At 45.7% G+C, this 15,606-nt stretch carries 18 protein-coding genes; 16 read left to right on the top strand and 2 right to left on the bottom strand.

Features of this window, described 5'->3' with window-relative positions; genetic code table 11:
• Nucleotides 1-901: 901 nt before the first annotated feature.
• The 10 genes from NNL21_RS34560 to NNL21_RS34515 all read left to right on the top strand — a co-directional run bounded on the left by NNL21_RS34560 (nucleotide 902) and on the right by NNL21_RS34515 (nucleotide 9,668).
• Entirely contained in the window at nucleotides 902-1,870 is a 969-nt protein-coding gene (locus NNL21_RS34560) for a beta-propeller domain-containing protein (protein ID WP_256555678.1), read from the top strand.
• 233 nt (nucleotides 1,871-2,103) lie between these two features.
• On the top strand, nucleotides 2,104-2,934 hold the full coding sequence (locus NNL21_RS34555) for a copper amine oxidase N-terminal domain-containing protein (RefSeq protein WP_204822726.1): 831 nt from the start codon (nucleotides 2,104-2,106) through the stop codon (nucleotides 2,932-2,934).
• Nucleotides 2,935-3,583: 649 nt separating this feature from the next.
• The gene (ltrA, locus tag NNL21_RS34550) at nucleotides 3,584-4,876 is read left to right on the top strand and encodes a group II intron reverse transcriptase/maturase (protein WP_204822725.1); all 1,293 of its coding nucleotides are present in this window, start codon (nucleotides 3,584-3,586) and stop codon (nucleotides 4,874-4,876) included.
• A gap of 236 nt (nucleotides 4,877-5,112) precedes the next feature.
• Entirely contained in the window at nucleotides 5,113-5,577 is a 465-nt protein-coding gene (locus tag NNL21_RS34545) for a hypothetical protein (protein WP_204822724.1), read from the top strand.
• A 68-nt stretch (nucleotides 5,578-5,645) separates the two neighbouring features.
• On the top strand, nucleotides 5,646-6,125 hold the full coding sequence (locus tag NNL21_RS34540) for an RNA polymerase sigma factor (protein ID WP_204822723.1): 480 nt from the start codon (nucleotides 5,646-5,648) through the stop codon (nucleotides 6,123-6,125).
• The gene (locus NNL21_RS34535; RefSeq protein ID WP_204822722.1) at nucleotides 6,125-7,075 is read left to right on the top strand and encodes a hypothetical protein; all 951 of its coding nucleotides are present in this window, start codon (nucleotides 6,125-6,127) and stop codon (nucleotides 7,073-7,075) included. The genes NNL21_RS34540 and NNL21_RS34535 overlap by 1 nt, the downstream gene beginning before the upstream one ends.
• 99 nt (nucleotides 7,076-7,174) lie before the next feature.
• The gene (locus NNL21_RS34530) at nucleotides 7,175-8,107 is read left to right on the top strand and encodes a methylenetetrahydrofolate reductase (protein WP_204822721.1); all 933 of its coding nucleotides are present in this window, start codon (nucleotides 7,175-7,177) and stop codon (nucleotides 8,105-8,107) included.
• Nucleotides 8,108-8,262: 155 nt separating this feature from the next.
• Nucleotides 8,263-8,676, top strand: a complete 414-nt coding sequence (locus NNL21_RS34525) for a GNAT family N-acetyltransferase (protein WP_204822720.1) — start codon at nucleotides 8,263-8,265, stop codon at nucleotides 8,674-8,676.
• A gap of 33 nt (nucleotides 8,677-8,709) precedes the next feature.
• The gene (locus tag NNL21_RS34520; protein ID WP_204822719.1) at nucleotides 8,710-9,054 is read left to right on the top strand and encodes an amidohydrolase family protein; all 345 of its coding nucleotides are present in this window, start codon (nucleotides 8,710-8,712) and stop codon (nucleotides 9,052-9,054) included.
• 32 nt (nucleotides 9,055-9,086) lie between these two features.
• Nucleotides 9,087-9,668: an amidohydrolase family protein gene (locus NNL21_RS34515; RefSeq protein ID WP_204822718.1), complete on the top strand. Its 582-nt coding sequence runs from the start codon at nucleotides 9,087-9,089 to the stop codon at nucleotides 9,666-9,668.
• On the opposite strand, the gene NNL21_RS34510 is transcribed toward NNL21_RS34515, so the two are convergent.
• On the bottom strand, nucleotides 9,665-10,225 hold the full coding sequence (locus NNL21_RS34510; RefSeq protein WP_204822717.1) for a YdeI/OmpD-associated family protein: 561 nt from the start codon (nucleotides 10,223-10,225) through the stop codon (nucleotides 9,665-9,667). The genes NNL21_RS34515 and NNL21_RS34510 overlap by 4 nt on opposite strands.
• 14 nt (nucleotides 10,226-10,239) lie before the next feature.
• Complete coding sequence (locus NNL21_RS34505; protein ID WP_204822716.1) at nucleotides 10,240-10,671, bottom strand: VOC family protein; 432 nt, start codon at nucleotides 10,669-10,671, stop codon at nucleotides 10,240-10,242.
• 327 nt (nucleotides 10,672-10,998) lie between these two features.
• On the opposite strand from NNL21_RS34505, the gene NNL21_RS34500 reads away from it, so the two are divergent.
• The 6 genes from NNL21_RS34500 to NNL21_RS34480 all read left to right on the top strand — a co-directional run bounded on the left by NNL21_RS34500 (nucleotide 10,999) and on the right by NNL21_RS34480 (nucleotide 15,564).
• On the top strand, nucleotides 10,999-11,394 hold the full coding sequence (locus NNL21_RS34500) for a VOC family protein (RefSeq protein WP_204822715.1): 396 nt from the start codon (nucleotides 10,999-11,001) through the stop codon (nucleotides 11,392-11,394).
• A 28-nt stretch (nucleotides 11,395-11,422) separates the two neighbouring features.
• Nucleotides 11,423-11,755: a DUF6199 family natural product biosynthesis protein gene (locus NNL21_RS37070; protein WP_507176572.1), complete on the top strand. Its 333-nt coding sequence runs from the start codon at nucleotides 11,423-11,425 to the stop codon at nucleotides 11,753-11,755.
• A gap of 231 nt (nucleotides 11,756-11,986) precedes the next feature.
• Nucleotides 11,987-12,406 (top strand): GNAT family N-acetyltransferase, encoded by a 420-nt coding sequence (locus tag NNL21_RS34495; RefSeq protein WP_204822714.1) that lies wholly within the window; start codon nucleotides 11,987-11,989, stop codon nucleotides 12,404-12,406.
• A gap of 178 nt (nucleotides 12,407-12,584) precedes the next feature.
• Nucleotides 12,585-13,391 carry a sugar phosphate isomerase/epimerase family protein gene (locus NNL21_RS34490; RefSeq protein WP_204822713.1) on the top strand — a complete coding sequence of 269 codons (807 nt, stop codon included), beginning with the start codon at nucleotides 12,585-12,587 and terminating at the stop codon, nucleotides 13,389-13,391.
• Between the two features lie 17 nt (nucleotides 13,392-13,408).
• Nucleotides 13,409-14,245 (top strand): nucleotidyltransferase domain-containing protein, encoded by an 837-nt coding sequence (locus NNL21_RS34485; RefSeq protein WP_204822712.1) that lies wholly within the window; start codon nucleotides 13,409-13,411, stop codon nucleotides 14,243-14,245.
• 155 nt (nucleotides 14,246-14,400) lie between these two features.
• Nucleotides 14,401-15,564 (top strand): epoxide hydrolase family protein, encoded by a 1,164-nt coding sequence (locus tag NNL21_RS34480; RefSeq protein ID WP_204822711.1) that lies wholly within the window; start codon nucleotides 14,401-14,403, stop codon nucleotides 15,562-15,564.
• Nucleotides 15,565-15,606: the final 42 nt, after the last annotated feature.

Here is a 15,606-nt window from a genome sequence, read left to right as displayed (position 1 = left end):
GGAGAGCCACCTAAAGCTGCTGTAATTTAAGAGAAAATACGCAAAGACTGAAGTGAGGCTAGGGGAAATGATCCCCTAGCCTCACTTTGTCAACAGTCCCTGTACGCGGCTTTTTTGATTAGCTAGAGCTTTTATATTTATTTTTGTAGTAACCGTGGCCTTGGTTTTTGTGCCCGTAACCTTGGTCGGACGAATTCCGGCGACCGTAAAGCTGCTTCCGACCGCTGGAGCTGTAGCGATTACGTCCATGCTTGGAATGTTGGACAGACGCTAATATTTTTTGGAGAAAACGCTTGAGCATTTCTTCATTCCTCCTTTGGCTTTAGTTTTTACTACGTATAACAGGTCGTGAGGTTCCCAATTTACTCTTCTGAGCTTGTTACGCTAACGGGAGACATGTAAGTTCAAACAACCAGGGAGCAGATCGCCCTAGTTCAGTAACAGAAAAGACAAAGCTTTCTTTTGGTGACCGCGTCGGACGTGTGCTTAATCCATTGTGTAACATTTGGTGGATACAGCAAAGGGTAGAAGAAATCGATTTCGAGGAGATGGCGGGCCGAGCGAAGCAAAGTGAATATATCGAAGCGATGCGGTATGTTCAAAACTCCTTAACGCGGCAGCTGCAAAAACGGTAAGCTGAGGAAGACGCTCCAAGTCTTCCGCTAAACGGAGACTTATAGTTGAACGAAACAAGGAGCAGTTTGCCGCGCAGCTGCTATAATGTTGGAAGTTATTGGGCGTTAATTCCTTTTGTAAGGTCCTGAACCCGTATGGGTCCGCGTATAGGTCGGGTTGACGAAATCTGTGCTTTCCGTGCACTAACCGTGTCCGGGACGGTCGCCTAACCGCCCTCCAATGAATATATCTGAAGTATAAGATGCTTCAAGAGAGGATGTTGGCCGTGCAAGCTGTTTCTCATGATCGCGTTCAAGGATGGATTGCCTATACCTCCAACCGCGGTGGATCGTTCGACATTTGGCTGTACCGACCGCAGGACGGACTTAATTTTCAACTTACACAGGGGCTTGGTGAGGAATTTTCCGTTCCCTATTGGTCTCCCGACAGCAGGAGAATCGCTTTCATCGGTATTGGCAACGTGGTCCACCTGCTGGATACCGTCACGCTTGCCGTAGCCAGGATCGACCAAATTGAACCCTACACGCTGCTGGACTGGTCCCCGGATAGCCGGTCTCTGGCGTATGTCAAAAACGAGCGAATCGTTGTCTATGATACTTTCTCACATAGGAGCTATTCCATCCCAGAGCCGGGAGCAAGCGATGTCCAGTGGTTCCCTTCGGGTACGGAGCTTCTATTTGCTGCTCCGGATTCCACCGGCATCACTCAGCTCTTCCGCATCCGGGCCGATAGCACAGATCGGAGACAAATCACACAAAATACGGACGGACCGCTCCATGACGTTCGGCTTTCCCCGGACGGAACCTTCGCACTTTATACGTTCCCTGGTGCAAGCATCTCCATTATTTCGACGGTGGATTTGGCTACCGGTGCCATCTATACGCTGGAAGGAGGACCACTCGCTAAAAACTATTTTCCGGCATGGTCCCCTGATTCCCGGAGCATCGCCTACAGCGCAACCGCCTATAAGGAGCCCAATTATTATTCTCTCATCCAGATCGACAGCCGCACCGGTCAGAATCAACGGACGTTGGCGGCTTCCGACTGTTTCGCCACTCCCGTCGGCTGGTCGCCGAACGGTATGAAAATCGCATATTTATCGGGATGCACAGGTGTAGAAAGCGCAAGTCAGCTCTGGATTGTCGATATCAGGCAGCAGATGCCGGTAAACGTCGTCAGCGGCGGCCGGATTACTGCCTTACAGTGGTCTCCTCGCGTCAGGTTAAAAAGGTGATGGACACCTTGATTGCAGAGGTTTGGCAAGTTGTTTAAATCATATTCACAAAATGGCGACCTAATGGGGCGCCATTTTTGTTGAACTAGCGGGCAGGTTCCCGCAACAACTCATATGCTTTTCGCGTCAAATTTATTAGATAAGGGGGCGGTATTTGATTCGGTTACCGGTTATCCTTGTAGAACAATTGTTGATTTGATCTTAAATAGAAAATACAGAAGGAGCGATTAATCATGAGGAAGGTTTTCCCGGGTATTATCCTTGCATTGATTCTAATCATTACATCCTCACCTGCTGCTTATGCAGCCAACAATCAAATCAAAATTGACGGTGTAGCTATTGCATCTGACGTGAAGCCTGAAATGAAGAACAATCGAACAATGGTGCCTTTACGTACGATCAGTAAGAATTTGGGGGCTAAGGTCGAGTGGTCGAATTCGGAAGTGACTCTTACTAAAAACAAGATGAAAGTAACTTTAAAACCGAACAGCAGTACTGCGGTGAAAAACGGTGAAAAGGTGCAGCTTGATGTAAAACCGTACGTCAAAAATAATCGCGTAATCGTTCCGCTTCGCTTTATTGCAGAAACGTTTGGCTGTAAGGTCAATTATAGCAATTCCACTGTAACTGTCGAAACCTCGCCATTGGTCATAGATAATGTGCAAGTGAAAGCATTGCAGCACGAATACCATATGACGATGGGCGGCGTAGTCCAACAAATCAACGGGAATGCATATAACGAAGCCATTTATAATAGCTTTATTGAAAACAAAGGTATCAAGGTCGATGCCCCTGCTAAATACTCGTGGAGCGTTCACGACAGCGAACCTGGGTCGTATTATAAAGGTGGACAATTTGATTTTTTGGATGAAAAAGGAAACAGTGTAAAACGGTTTGATATCTATACCTTAGTGCGCTTCGGTGACCCGGATGTTTTGATTTATGACGCTTCTGAGGAGCAATGGTATTTGTTCAACGTTACGGCAAGAGATTCCATTAATCAGTTAATTAATACGACCTCAATAAACGGTTTTCTGACTGTTATCAGCAATACGGTTGTTTAAGCTATACGATATCTATCCCTCTAGAGCCCTATGTTTGTATGGTGCAATTCCTATTAGAAAGAGGACCGGTGTATACGTTTTATGAAAGGTCGCATGGATGCGGCCTTTTTTTGTTAAGGCGTGCCCAGCAAAGCACGCATCTTCTAACCGGTGAAAGTCCGGTCGCGGGAGGGGTCAAGCTCCCGCGTAGCTAGGATACCTGCGCATGGCGAAATCTGTGGGTAGAAGCGTATCGACGGAAGTACCTGTCGGAGACAGGGCGAGCGACATGCCAGGCCGTAACATGAAGTGAATCCTGCCGCGTCGTCAAAAAGGCCTCGCAAGAGGGAAAAGAGGAAGCCGAATCTCGCTTAACTGGATGAAGGCCAAGGAAGCTGTTTAGAACTTGGAGCGACAGCGAAGAATCCTCCGGCGTACGGGGATCGGCATGGTATGAAAGAAGATGCAGTGGACTGGGGAGACCCTCCCCTGCACGGTTTTTTTTTTTTCAGAACCGTAAAGAGGCCCTCTATAAGCTAGCACGGTGAAATGAGCGGTTTGCAGGAAGGGAGTCCGAGGGGCTCATAGTACCAAGGAACCGGAGGACAACACAACCTACGGGAGGGAAGGGGCCCTGCTTTGTTCAAGTTTCTCGAGGAGGTACGAGTCAGTGAATGCCAAGCGGCTAACGACACCAAAGGAAAACGTTCAACAACTCCAAGAGAAACTAGGTCATGCGGCCAAGGAAAGCAAGAAGCGTAGATTTCACGCACTGTATGACAAGGTTTACCGGCTAGACATCCTGTGGGAGGCATGGCGGAGAGTACGAGCGAATAAGGGCTCGGCTGGATTTGACGGGGAGACGTTAGCGGACATTGAGAAGCAAGGAGAAGTGTTCTTCGTGTACGAATGTCAGCGACTTCTTAAAGAAGGGAATTACCATCCGCAACCCGTAAAACGCCATTACATCCCGAAGAAGGACGGAAAGCAGCGGCCGTTGGGGATACCCACGGTCAGAGATCGTGTCATTCAAATGGCAACCAAACTCGTCATTGAACCCATCTACGAGGCGGATTTTCAAGAAACATCTTACGGATTTCGGCCAAAGAGAAGTGCGAAGCAAGCGCTGGAACGTATCCGAAAAGCATGCAACCGCAAGGGGAATTGGGTGGTCGACGTCGACATCCAAGGCTACTTCGACAACATCAATCAAGAGAAGCTCATGAAGCTGGTGGAAATGCGAATCAGCGATAGAAGAATTCTGAAGCTGGTGAGGAAGTGGTTAGGTGCGGGAGTCATGGAGGAAGGAAACGTCAGACGTTCAGATTTAGGTACACCGCAAGGTGGGGTCATCTCTCCATTGCTTGCGAACATTTACTTAAATTACTTCGATCTCCTGTGGGAGCGACATGGCAGTAAGGTTGGGGAACTGACGCGATATGCAGATGACCTCGTGGTGATCTGCAAGACGAAGAAGGATGCGGATCGGGCGTTCGAGCTTATTCAAGCGATCATGGAAAGCCTAGAGCTAACGCTACATCCAACCAAGACGCGCATCGTCGGATTATGGACAGGAGAAGAAGGTTTCGACTTCCTCGGTATGCATCATCGAAAGACGAAAGCCGAAACATCCAAAGGCCGCGTCTATTACACAACCCAACAATGGTTGTGCCGAAAGGCCGAAGAGAGGATTAGAGAGGTCGTGAAGGAGCGGCTAGCTCCGCCGAGTATGCGCCACAAATCATTCCAAGAACACTTGGAATATTTAAACCCGAAAATACAGGGGTGGCGTAACTACTATTACACGGCCTATAGCCAGAAGAAGATGGCAAAGCTGGACTGGTACATCCTTCAGCGACTTACAAGATGGTATGCCAAGAAGCGTCAACGTGCTCGATGGATGAGCTCGTTACGCGAAGTGAAATCATTGTCCATACAATGTGGACTCAAAACGCTATTGTAATCTGCATGCACATGAATGACGAACATCGGAAAGCCGTATGAGGGAAAACCTCACGTACGGTTTGATGAGGAGGGGCAGAAAATTATCTGCCCTTCACTCTAGGTTAGACGCTGGAAGCGGGAAGCGTTGAATAACCGGCTGCGCCTGCGCAGCATGAACGACTTCCAAATATTTGAAACCTTACTAAAGAGGGATTCGTCATTTATGAAGTAAAGATGTGAATAGAGGTGAATGACATGAAGATATGGATCTCCCTTCTGTTATTAATTTTTTCACTGGGGTGTAATGAGCGTAATGAAATACCGAAAGAGCAGTCGGTATTGCAAAGCTATCTGGAGAGCAAAGGCTATCAAGTTATTTCTTATGAAGGGCGTGGATATCGTTACGAACTGACAAAACAAAAAATTATAGAGCTGCCTTACATGATGTACTGGGGATTACAGTCTGTGGATCCCTCCGATTATTTCGGCAAGACCATCAACATAGAACAATTCATTGTGACGAATCATCCCCTTAGCGAAGGAGAGGTTGATGTTGCTGTATTTGAAGTTGAGGGTCAACCTATAGGAGGAACTTCACAGCCACATGGCGATCCATCATACGGTGGTTACTGGTCCTTGGATGGCCATACGCTAGAAGAGCTGCAACCTAAATCCTTTCAGGAGTGGAGAAAGGAATGGGTTGTGAAATATACGGAATAAATATTTGGTTCAGATGTGACCGATCGGCCTGTTGCATGGTGTTAGAGGTGAAAGGAGGGTAACAACACATGCAGACCCATTCGCTTCCGAATGATGTCTTCTCCAGTAAGTATAGTCTGTACGGCAGCATGCTGTTCAAGATTGCCATGGTCCATCTGGGCAATAAGAGTGATGCGGAAGAAGCGGTTCAGGAAGCTTTTATCAAGCTGCTATATAAGGCCCCGAGCTTCGTTGATCTCGAGCATGAGAAGGCTTGGGTGATTCGGGTAATCATCAATATTTGCAAAAACCTGACCGGAAGCTTGTGGAGAAAACGCGTGGTGCATATGGAGCAGATCGAAGCGTACTGCAGTTCGGCCGCAGATGCGGAGCTTGTGGAGAGTGTGCTTCGGCTGCCCTTCAAGTACAAAGCGGCGATCCATTTATTCTACTATGAGGATTATTCGGTCAAACAAATCGCCGAAGCGCTGCGAATCAGCGAATCCGCCGTCAAGATGCGATTGCAGCGCGGGCGCGAGATGCTGAGAATTGAAATGGAGGAAGATTAATGAATAAGAGCGATTATAAGCGGGCCTTCGACACCATAGAGCCGGACGCCCATCTCGGGCAGCGAATAGCTCAGAATCTGGCGGGGACAAGGCAGCCTAACTCATTCGGACGTAAACGAACGGTCATTCTATCCGTATCCGTAAGCTTGGTGGTTGCTGCATGTGCCTGGATGCTCGTGATCGCTGATTTTGGCGGCGGATCCACACCTTCCGTTCCTCCTGAGCAAACGGTTGCTGACGGTTCGGTGTTCATTCCGAAGATCGAGCTGCCCAAGAAAACCAATGCAGCGATGGACATGGTCGGATTATTCATCTATCAAGGGCGGATCTATACCCAGACGTCCTCGCATATTTCGCCTGAAGCTGCCCAAGCCGTACTGGGGGAGAAGGTCGGCCGTACCAAAGGGAATATCGATGAATGGAGCAGCCAGAAGGATTATGCGAAGGAGCTGGCCTCCTCGATTGGCGAGCAGGACATTTTCACGGTCAAGGGCTACGACAGTAATTTTCGCCTAATGACGTATCAAGTTGCCGATGGCCAAATCTGGACGGAATTCTATGAATGTCTGAATGGGATTTCAATTTCCAGCGGAGCGGATGTGCTGCAGAAGCTCAACATTATAGGGAATGAGCAAGCTGTGAAATGGGAGAGTTTTGATAGCTGGAATTATGACAAGAAGCAGTATCAGCAAGTCCCTTTGAACGAAACGCTTCAGAAATTCCTTGAGGCACTAAACGCAGCTAAGCCGATCGAGGCGAAGCAGCTGATTGATCAGGGGATTTACAGCGAGGAAGGCCAATCCCGGAAGTTTCTGTTGTTTACACTGAAGGACCAGAGTGAGGTTCGCCTGGATTTGCATCAGGGAGGTTACGTTCGATATGCACCGGCCGACGTATTCTTTAAGCTGGATGATGCGGCATTCACAGCGGTCTGGGAAATGTTGAAGTAACGAATAAGGAAGGAAATGAAGCCCCTTTGTCGTATTGGTATAACAGCCAGTACCGAGGGGTTTTTGGTTTGGAATTCGAAGGAACGGGGATGTATACGTTTGTTAAAAGATAAAATAGTCCATAAAGAGACGGGTATTATCACATATGGCATGACACCGCCGAAGGAAACCCATGCCCCAGACAAGCTAGCTGAAATCGCACAAAGACAATGTGAACGACTGAAGGATCTCGATATAGACGGTTTAATTCTATACGATGTTCAGGAGGAAACCGACAGACTTGAACAGGACCGGCCCTTCCCGTATTTGCGAACGGTTGATCCAACCACGTACAGCAAGGCGTATTTAAATCAATTAACCGTTCCGAAAATTATTTATCGGTGCGTCGGGAAGTATACGGAGGCTGAATTATCGGAATGGATCACGGCTGACGCCGAGCAAGATCGATTCTCCGTCTATGTAGGCGCTTCTTCGAGTAAGCAAGAAGTTCAAATCGGTCTTTCGGAAGCCTATCAAATAAGCAAGCAATGCAACGAAAATTTGATGTTTGGCGGAGTTGTCATTCCTGAGCGACATGCGAAAAATAACGATGAACATATACGGGTTGCGAATAAAATAAAGAAGGGCTGTCGATTTTTCGTGTCCCAGGCCACCTATAATGTGGAGGCTTCAAAAAACTTCTTGTCGGATTACTATTATTATTGCCGAGAGCAAGAAATAGAGATGGTCCCCATCTTAATCAATCTTGCACCCTGCGGCTCTCAAAAGACGTTGGAGTTTATGAAATGGTTAGGGATTAGTATTCCGAAATGGCTGGAGAATGATCTGATCAATTCAAATGATATCTTGGATAAGTCGGTAAGCTTATCTAAGAAAATTTTTGATGAATTATTGGATTTCGGGATCGAGAAGGGTATTCCGATCGGCTGCAGCGTTGAAAGTGTATCCACCAGAAAAGTTGAAATCGAAGCCTCCATACAGCTGGTTAAGGATATTAAGACGAGTATAGACAGTAGAACGGGTGTAAACTGAGCAATAATCATTAGAGCAGGATGCCGCGGCACCTGCTTCTTTATTTATTAGGGGAAGGTAATATTGTGGTATAAGCAATCTATCCCGCCATTTATCAGGAGCGGTATGGTAAGTTAAATGATATAACTCGAATACCAACAAGGGAGAGACTGCGAATGAAGATTGAGTATGCAACGGAATCGGATTACACGTATATTGTGGATCGTGACAAACATATTTTAGAGAGTTTAATACGAACGAAAATAAAAGCAAATGAAATCTTCATGATTCGCGATCAGGAAGATAGGAATATCGGCTGGATGCGATATGGTTACTTTTGGGATAATACACCTTTCATGAATATGATATGGATTGAAGAAGGCTATCGAGGCAGCGGAATAGGAAAACAAGTGGTTCTCTTCTGGGAAAATGAAATGAAACAAAAGGGTTGTAAGCTGGTGATGACCTCAACCTTAGCCAATGAAGAAGCACAGCATTTTTATAGGAAGTTAGGCTATAAAGATTCGGGATGTCTATTACTTGATCATGAGCCATTAGAGATCATGCTCACGAAAAGTTTAAACGAGTAATGAATCCTGTAGAATGGGAAAGGTGGGGTGATCGTGAGGACAGTGAGACCTGAGCTGTTCGATAAGTACAAGCATCTAGGGCTTATCGATGTACACAATCATGATGCGGATTATTACGCCGACAAAGGGTCGATTGCGATATGGGACAAGTACCATGTCGATAAAACGGTCCTGTTCGGAGCCATATCGGAACCCGCCGCGATGGTGAGCGATCGATTATCGTGGGAGGCGTACACGAAATACCCCAATAAGTTCTACCCTTTCTTTTCCGGATTCTCCATGTATGATGAAGCGGCAGTGGAAATCGTTAAGCAAAGCTCGAGAAAGGGTATTACGGGATCGGAGAGACCGTCGCGGCTTCGACTTATTCCCCATTAACCTCACAATTAAAGTGGAAAGCAGATCATCCAATGGATGGGAATCTGCCTGCCATATATGAACTTTGTGCTTCCTATCGAGTACCGATTCTATTACATATTGATCCGCCTTTCGGAGAGCCGATAATCAAGTTAGAGGAAGCACTTCGTGAATTTCCAGACACTATATTTATATTTGGTCACGCGAATGTCTTTAATCCTCCTGAGAATATGGAGAGTATCCTAAGCCGATATACGAATTTGTACATGGACTTCTTCGCAGGCTTCACCGCTTATGATCCCAGCAATACCTACCCTCTTGAAGACTACATTCCTTTAATCAAGAAATATTCTAAGCGATTCTTATTAAGCACAGACTCTGCGACTGCCCAAAATGTCAACTACGAGAAGGCCATCAATGCCATGTACGAAGTCATCGACTTATGTGAGGATGTTAGCATTGGAGAGCGCATAGGGAGACTAAACTTTCTGGAAATTATTGAGTCTCAACCCGCTACTGCTTCACAGCTAGCTTTACTAAGGCAAGAGACAAATCCAAATTCAATCAATAAGCGGATGGCTAACGAGCTCATCATTGCGCATCAACTAGACATACCCGCTGCACCGTGGGTTTAATACTCTAGAAGACGGCCATCATCATTCCATTGTCCGTACATTTTGTTGATACGGGTATGTTCTATAAACTTTGCCAACCGATTCTGATACAGCGCTTCATCGTTCCGCACGGACTGAATATTATCGATCTTGATTCGAACATATAGTTCCGGCAAGGCTCGAAAATGCTGATAGAGCGCTTCATCCTGACGCAATTGCGTTAAGATGTCTTCATGAATGATAAAGGATTCAGCGCTCATATCGGGCAATACTTTAGCTCCTGCTTCCGTCATGAAGCCTAATTTATCTAGCCGTCGGACGCGTTCTTTATTGAGCTCTGTCCAGCTGCTGTTCTTTTTCCGCGGTGAGAATCGTTGTCCTGTTTGAAGGCCATCCATTTTCTTGCGTGTGCTGTCAATCCAGCCAAAACACAGCGCTTCTTCAACATAATCCAGGTAACGTAAGGAATGATTCTTAGTCGTGATTAACCAACAGTAATCTTCAATATGGTGATGATCACTGAGCCACTTTCGCCATTCTTGTCGCGTGTGAGCTTGCACGATTTTATCGATTACCACTACGCTGGTCACCCCTATTTTCTAAAATTCAATATCTCCAAATAGTGCGGATTGTACATAATACCCAGTACATTGCCGAATGGATCCGTTACGGAAGCTGTGATGAATCCCGAATCGCCACGGTGAATGAGCGGCTCGTACTCTTCAGCCCCCATGGTCTTCAATTGCTGAAGCGTGGCTTCAATATCATCCACATGCCAGTACATAACGGCACCACCGGGGCCACCCTCTGCACGGGGAGGAGCGAAACGACGATCGATCAGACCCAGTTCATGCTGATAGTCTCCCAGACGGAACTCGGCATAAGCGAGTTGACCATCGGGTCCTGAGCGTTCGAAGTAAGGCGCAATGCCCAGCAGCTCCGAATACCACGCCTTTGCCGCCTCCATATCATCCGCCCAGTAACTGATGGTCGCAAATCCTCGTAATGTTTGCAGTGTGCTCATATTCTATTTCCTCCTAAGATAATTATTATTATTTGGTTTTCTATTGCTATTATAAGCGGCCACTACTGACACCTATCTGTCAGTGTTTCTGTTTCTTTATAAAAAATAATCATCGTTTGAAATGAGAACGTACAAGGTGAGCCCGACTACAAGAAATGACGAAGAATATGCAAGCGGGAAACCGATCAGGAAATGTATATATATGGTATCATTAGGTCGTGTATAGACATGGACAAGATGAAAAGGAATGTAAAGACAGTAACTTAGAACATGTATGAAATAAACGGTTGTGATTTACGATTCAATAACAATGGGAGGAAAGCAGTTATGGGGGTAAAAGAACTCGTACTCGGAATTCCAGTTACTAAGTCGGGGAACTTCATCGAGTATGAAAAGGCTATTGAATGGTATGTTAGCGTTCTAGGCTTCGAGCTTATCTGGAAGATGGGAATTGCAAGCCTTAAACTAGCAAATGGACAAGAAATTTTGCTTTTCGGAGAGGAAGAGGATGAAAACAGCCTGTGGTACACAGGGGATGTTAAACAGAATCCACATTACTCGATACAATTCACGACAGGAAACATCGAGGAGCTGCGATCCAATTTAATCAGCAGCGGCGTGTCGGTTGGCGAGATTATTCCCGATCTCGGCGGTGGCGATCGCGGGATGAGGTTCTGCGATCCTTATGGAAATCGTTTCTGGGCAATCGAAAGCCAACAATAGGTGAATCGAATACACAGTTAAGAGCGGGATGACAAAGCACCTGCTCTTTAACATATGGTTCCCCGAGCATCTTTCTCTGCCTAAGCTCGAACAAGAAGAACGAACACAATCTAACAGAAGGTGGTATTCTATGGGAGATAGAGTTATAATTTCATTATTTCTAGTAGTCATCGTAGTGGTCCCTGGCGTACTTTCGATCTTAAAACCAGAGCTTATGTACAAGACATCTGCAAGATACGTATACCCCAAGACACCATCGAAATCTGCGATTAAAAGATTCAAAATAAGCGGATATTTTTCCGTTTGTCTAGGTCTTGTACTAATCATTGTCGCCTTGCTTGGTGGATTTAAAGGCACCTAACCTTGCTTCCGCAATCACTTAACTCTCCTTTACCAGAGGGCATTGCCCCTCAAGACCGCTGAATTTAGCGGTCTTTTCATTTTCATAAAGCTGCCATTTATTAATGGGGAAGTAATATTTTCTTATAAGCAATCTATCTCATCTATACAAAAGGGTAATGTGGTAAGTTATAGGGTAGATAACTCGGTTCATAGCTTGTGATGCATATGAGAATGGGAGCGGAATAATAAGATGGAATTGCATATTTCAAACGAATCCAATAGTGAAGACAAAGTCTATGTAAGAAATAAGATGATTGAGTTTAATTTAAAGCATTTCCCCGATGATCTGAAGGGCAGATATCAAGAGGTAAACCTGTTCCTCAAGAATGCTCAAGGACAAATATATGGTGGAATCGTGGGCGAAATATGCTGGAACTGGTTAGAGGTCCATTACCTATTCGTGAATGAAGAGTATCGTAAATCAGGTTATGGCTCAAAACTTTTATCTGAAGTGGAACAAATAGCTAAAGAGAAGAAATGCGACTTTATTAAACTCGAAACCTTAAGCTTTCAAGCCTTAGATTTTTACGTTAAGCAAGGCTTTGAAGTATTCGGAGTTATTCCCAATGCCGGCACCCATACACATTATTATCTTAAAAAGGACATTTAGCACAGTTGCTTGGGAAGTTGAGAGGAGGCGATTGATACGGATATGCATGCTGCCACTGCAAATAAGAAGATGCTGAAGACATCAGAGTACGCGGCGGAGAGAATACTTGCTTTTCTTATGGATCGATTTGAACATGGGAAAACGGTGAGAGCATGGTAGCAGGAATCGAGGATGCCCTATGAAGCTTGGAATGCCTACCTTGGTCGAATATACATCGATAACGGACAATGTTCAGTTGTGTCACACACTTGGGTTGAACTTTATTGAATTAAATATGAACCTCCCGATCTGCATACCGGAAAATTTAAGTTATAAGGAAATAAGATACTACAAAGATCAATACGGAATTGATTTCACCATACATCTCCCTGAAGAATTGGATGTATCCTCTTATCACCCTTCAATAAGGAACGGGCACTTAGAACGCTGCAGACAAACGATGGAATGGGCTCTTTTATCGGGTATTACAACGCTGAACATGCATCTGAACAATGGGATATACTTCACCTTACCGCAGACTAAGGTCTGGATCAATGAACAGTATGAATCAACCTTTTTGGAGTTGCTCAGTGAATCGTATGAAGAGCTATATCGATTTGCTGAAATGTATGAAGTTCAATTATGCATTGAGAATACGGGAAATTTTCATATTCCTTATATTCGCAAAGCTCTGGATAAACTAAGTGATTTTCATAACTTCTATTTAACGTGGGATGTGGGTCATGATGCGAGAGCGGATTTTCAAGATGAGCCCACCTTCACGCATTACAAGAATCGAATCAGGCACATGCATCTCCACGATTACAATGGGAAGTCGGATCATCAACCTTTATATACGGGTATTGTTCAGATCAATGAAAGTTTGGACTTTGCCCAGAAGAATGATTTGTCCGTCGTTATTGAGGTGAAAACCAGTGAGTCATTAGTCGAATCAGTAGCTGAACTTAGGAAACATGGTTTCCTCGACATGAGTTCTACAACGTGAAAGAACGGAGGATTTATATGGAAGTTCAACAAACAATTACACAGATCGTTGACTCGTTAAAGCAAATAAGGGGCGTAAAGGCTTTGGTTCTGGGGGGATCAAGAGCCAGAGGGACTCATACTCTCCACTCCGATATTGATATTGGCATCTATTACGATTCCAACAGCGAATTATATATTTCTGAACTGCAGCAGGTTGCTGCAGACATGGATGATGCCCGGAGAAATAACCTCGTTACGGAAATCGGTGGTTGGGGACCATGGATTAACGGCGGTGGGTGGCTGCAAGTAAACCATTATCCGGTCGATTTTCTGTATCGCGATCTGAATAAAGTGACATCAGTGATGGAGCAATGTCTTTCCGGGGAAATTACCATCGACTATCAGCCTGGGCACCCGCACGGATTTCTCAATTTGATTTATTTCTCGGAAATCGCGTTGTGCAAAGTGCTATGGGATCCTTCCGGTATTATTGGAGAGCTGAAGACAAGAACGATTCCATATCCGCTTGTATTAAAAAAGGCCATGATTGAAAAGTTTATGTGGGAAGCAACCTTTGCTCTTGAAACCGGAAAGAAGGGCATTCATAAAACCGATTTAGCGTATATCACGGGATGCTGTTTTCGGTCATTATCCTGCTTGAATCAGGTCTTGTTTGCAATTAATGAATGCTATTGGATGAACGAAAAAGGAGCGGTTGCCATTGCTGATTCATTCCGCGTGGCTCCAAGCCAATATTCTAATCGAGTAAATGAATTACTAACTTTAGTCACAGATGACCCGAATAATTTAGAAAAGTCGTTGAAAATGCTGCATGATCTGATATACGAAACAGAGCAGCTTATTATGGTGTAATTTCAAGTATCTGCTTAATGATATGGCGATCAAATACTCAAATTATTTTTTATTCGTGCTACTGACCCTGACATAAAGCTGTCAGGGTCAGTGCTTTATTATAAGAAGTGTAAGGAAGAAAAAATGTTCAATTCAAATTCGAGGAGGCAATTCTAATGACAACGTCTACTCCATTTTCAAACGCAGCAAACACTGAAATTCACCCTTTTCGCATAGCAATTCCGCAAGCGGATTTGGATGACCTGCAATACCGCTTGTCCCATACACGTTGGCCTGATGCTTTATCGGGCACTGAATGGAAATACGGCGTTTCGCTCCCGTATGTGAAAGAGCTGGCTGCCTATTGGCAGATTAAATATGACTGGCGCAAGCACGAAGCGCGCCTGAATGAATTCCCCCAGTTCACGACAATGATAGACGGGGCTCACATTCATTTCCTGCATGTCCGTTCTCCTGAGCCTGACGCACTTCCGCTAATTCTTACGCATGCTTGGCCGAGCTCGATCGTGGAGTTCTTGGATTTAATTGGTCCGCTGACAGATCCTCGGGCGCATGGGGGCGATCCGGCGAACGCCTTCCATCTCGTGATCCCATCCGTGCCTGGCTTTGGATTCTCAGGCTCGTCCCTCGAAGCGGGCTGGAATATATCGCGCATCGCTAAAGCCTGGGCAGAATTAATGGATCGTCTTGGTTATGAGAAGTACGGTGCTCATGGGAGCGACTGCGGCGCGCTTGTTTCCCGTGAAATGGGCATTCAGAAGCCTGAAGGTCTTCTCGGCATCCATGTGCTGCAATTGTTCTCCTTCCCTTCTGGCGATCCGGCAGAGATGGTAGATTTGTCCGAAGACGACCAGTCACGCCTTCAATTTCTTGCAAACTTCCATGAACGGGCAGGGTTCAACGCGATTCAGCAGACTCGGCCGCAGACATTGAGTTATGGGCTCACCGACTCTCCCGTAGGCCAGCTCGCTTGGATTGCTGAACTGTTCAATGGGTTCGGAGACCATGTGGACTTCGTAGAACCCGAGGCTTTACTGACGAATGTTATGTTATATTGGCTGACCAATACCGCCGAATCCTCCACTCGCTTATATTACGAGAATGCGCATAGCGAACAGACAGAGCAAGGTCCGAATACAACTCCGACGGGTGTGGCTGTATTTGGCAATGACTTCAAATCCATGAAGCGCTTCGCAGAACGCGATAACACCAACATCGTGCAGTGGTCGGAATTTGAACGCGGCACCCATTTCGCAGCTATGGACGCGCCGGATCTTCTGGCCCCTGACCTGCAAACGTTCTTCCGCCGCTTCAGATAAAAGCAGAGAATCGGAAGAATCCAAAGGGAGCCTTCAAATGAG

Source organism: Paenibacillus mendelii (assembly GCF_024498075.1).
Lineage (GTDB): Bacteria > Bacillota > Bacilli > Paenibacillales > Paenibacillaceae > Paenibacillus_Z > Paenibacillus_Z mendelii.
Note: the sequence above shows the minus strand (reverse complement) of the source record. Positions and strands in the feature narration are given on the sequence as shown.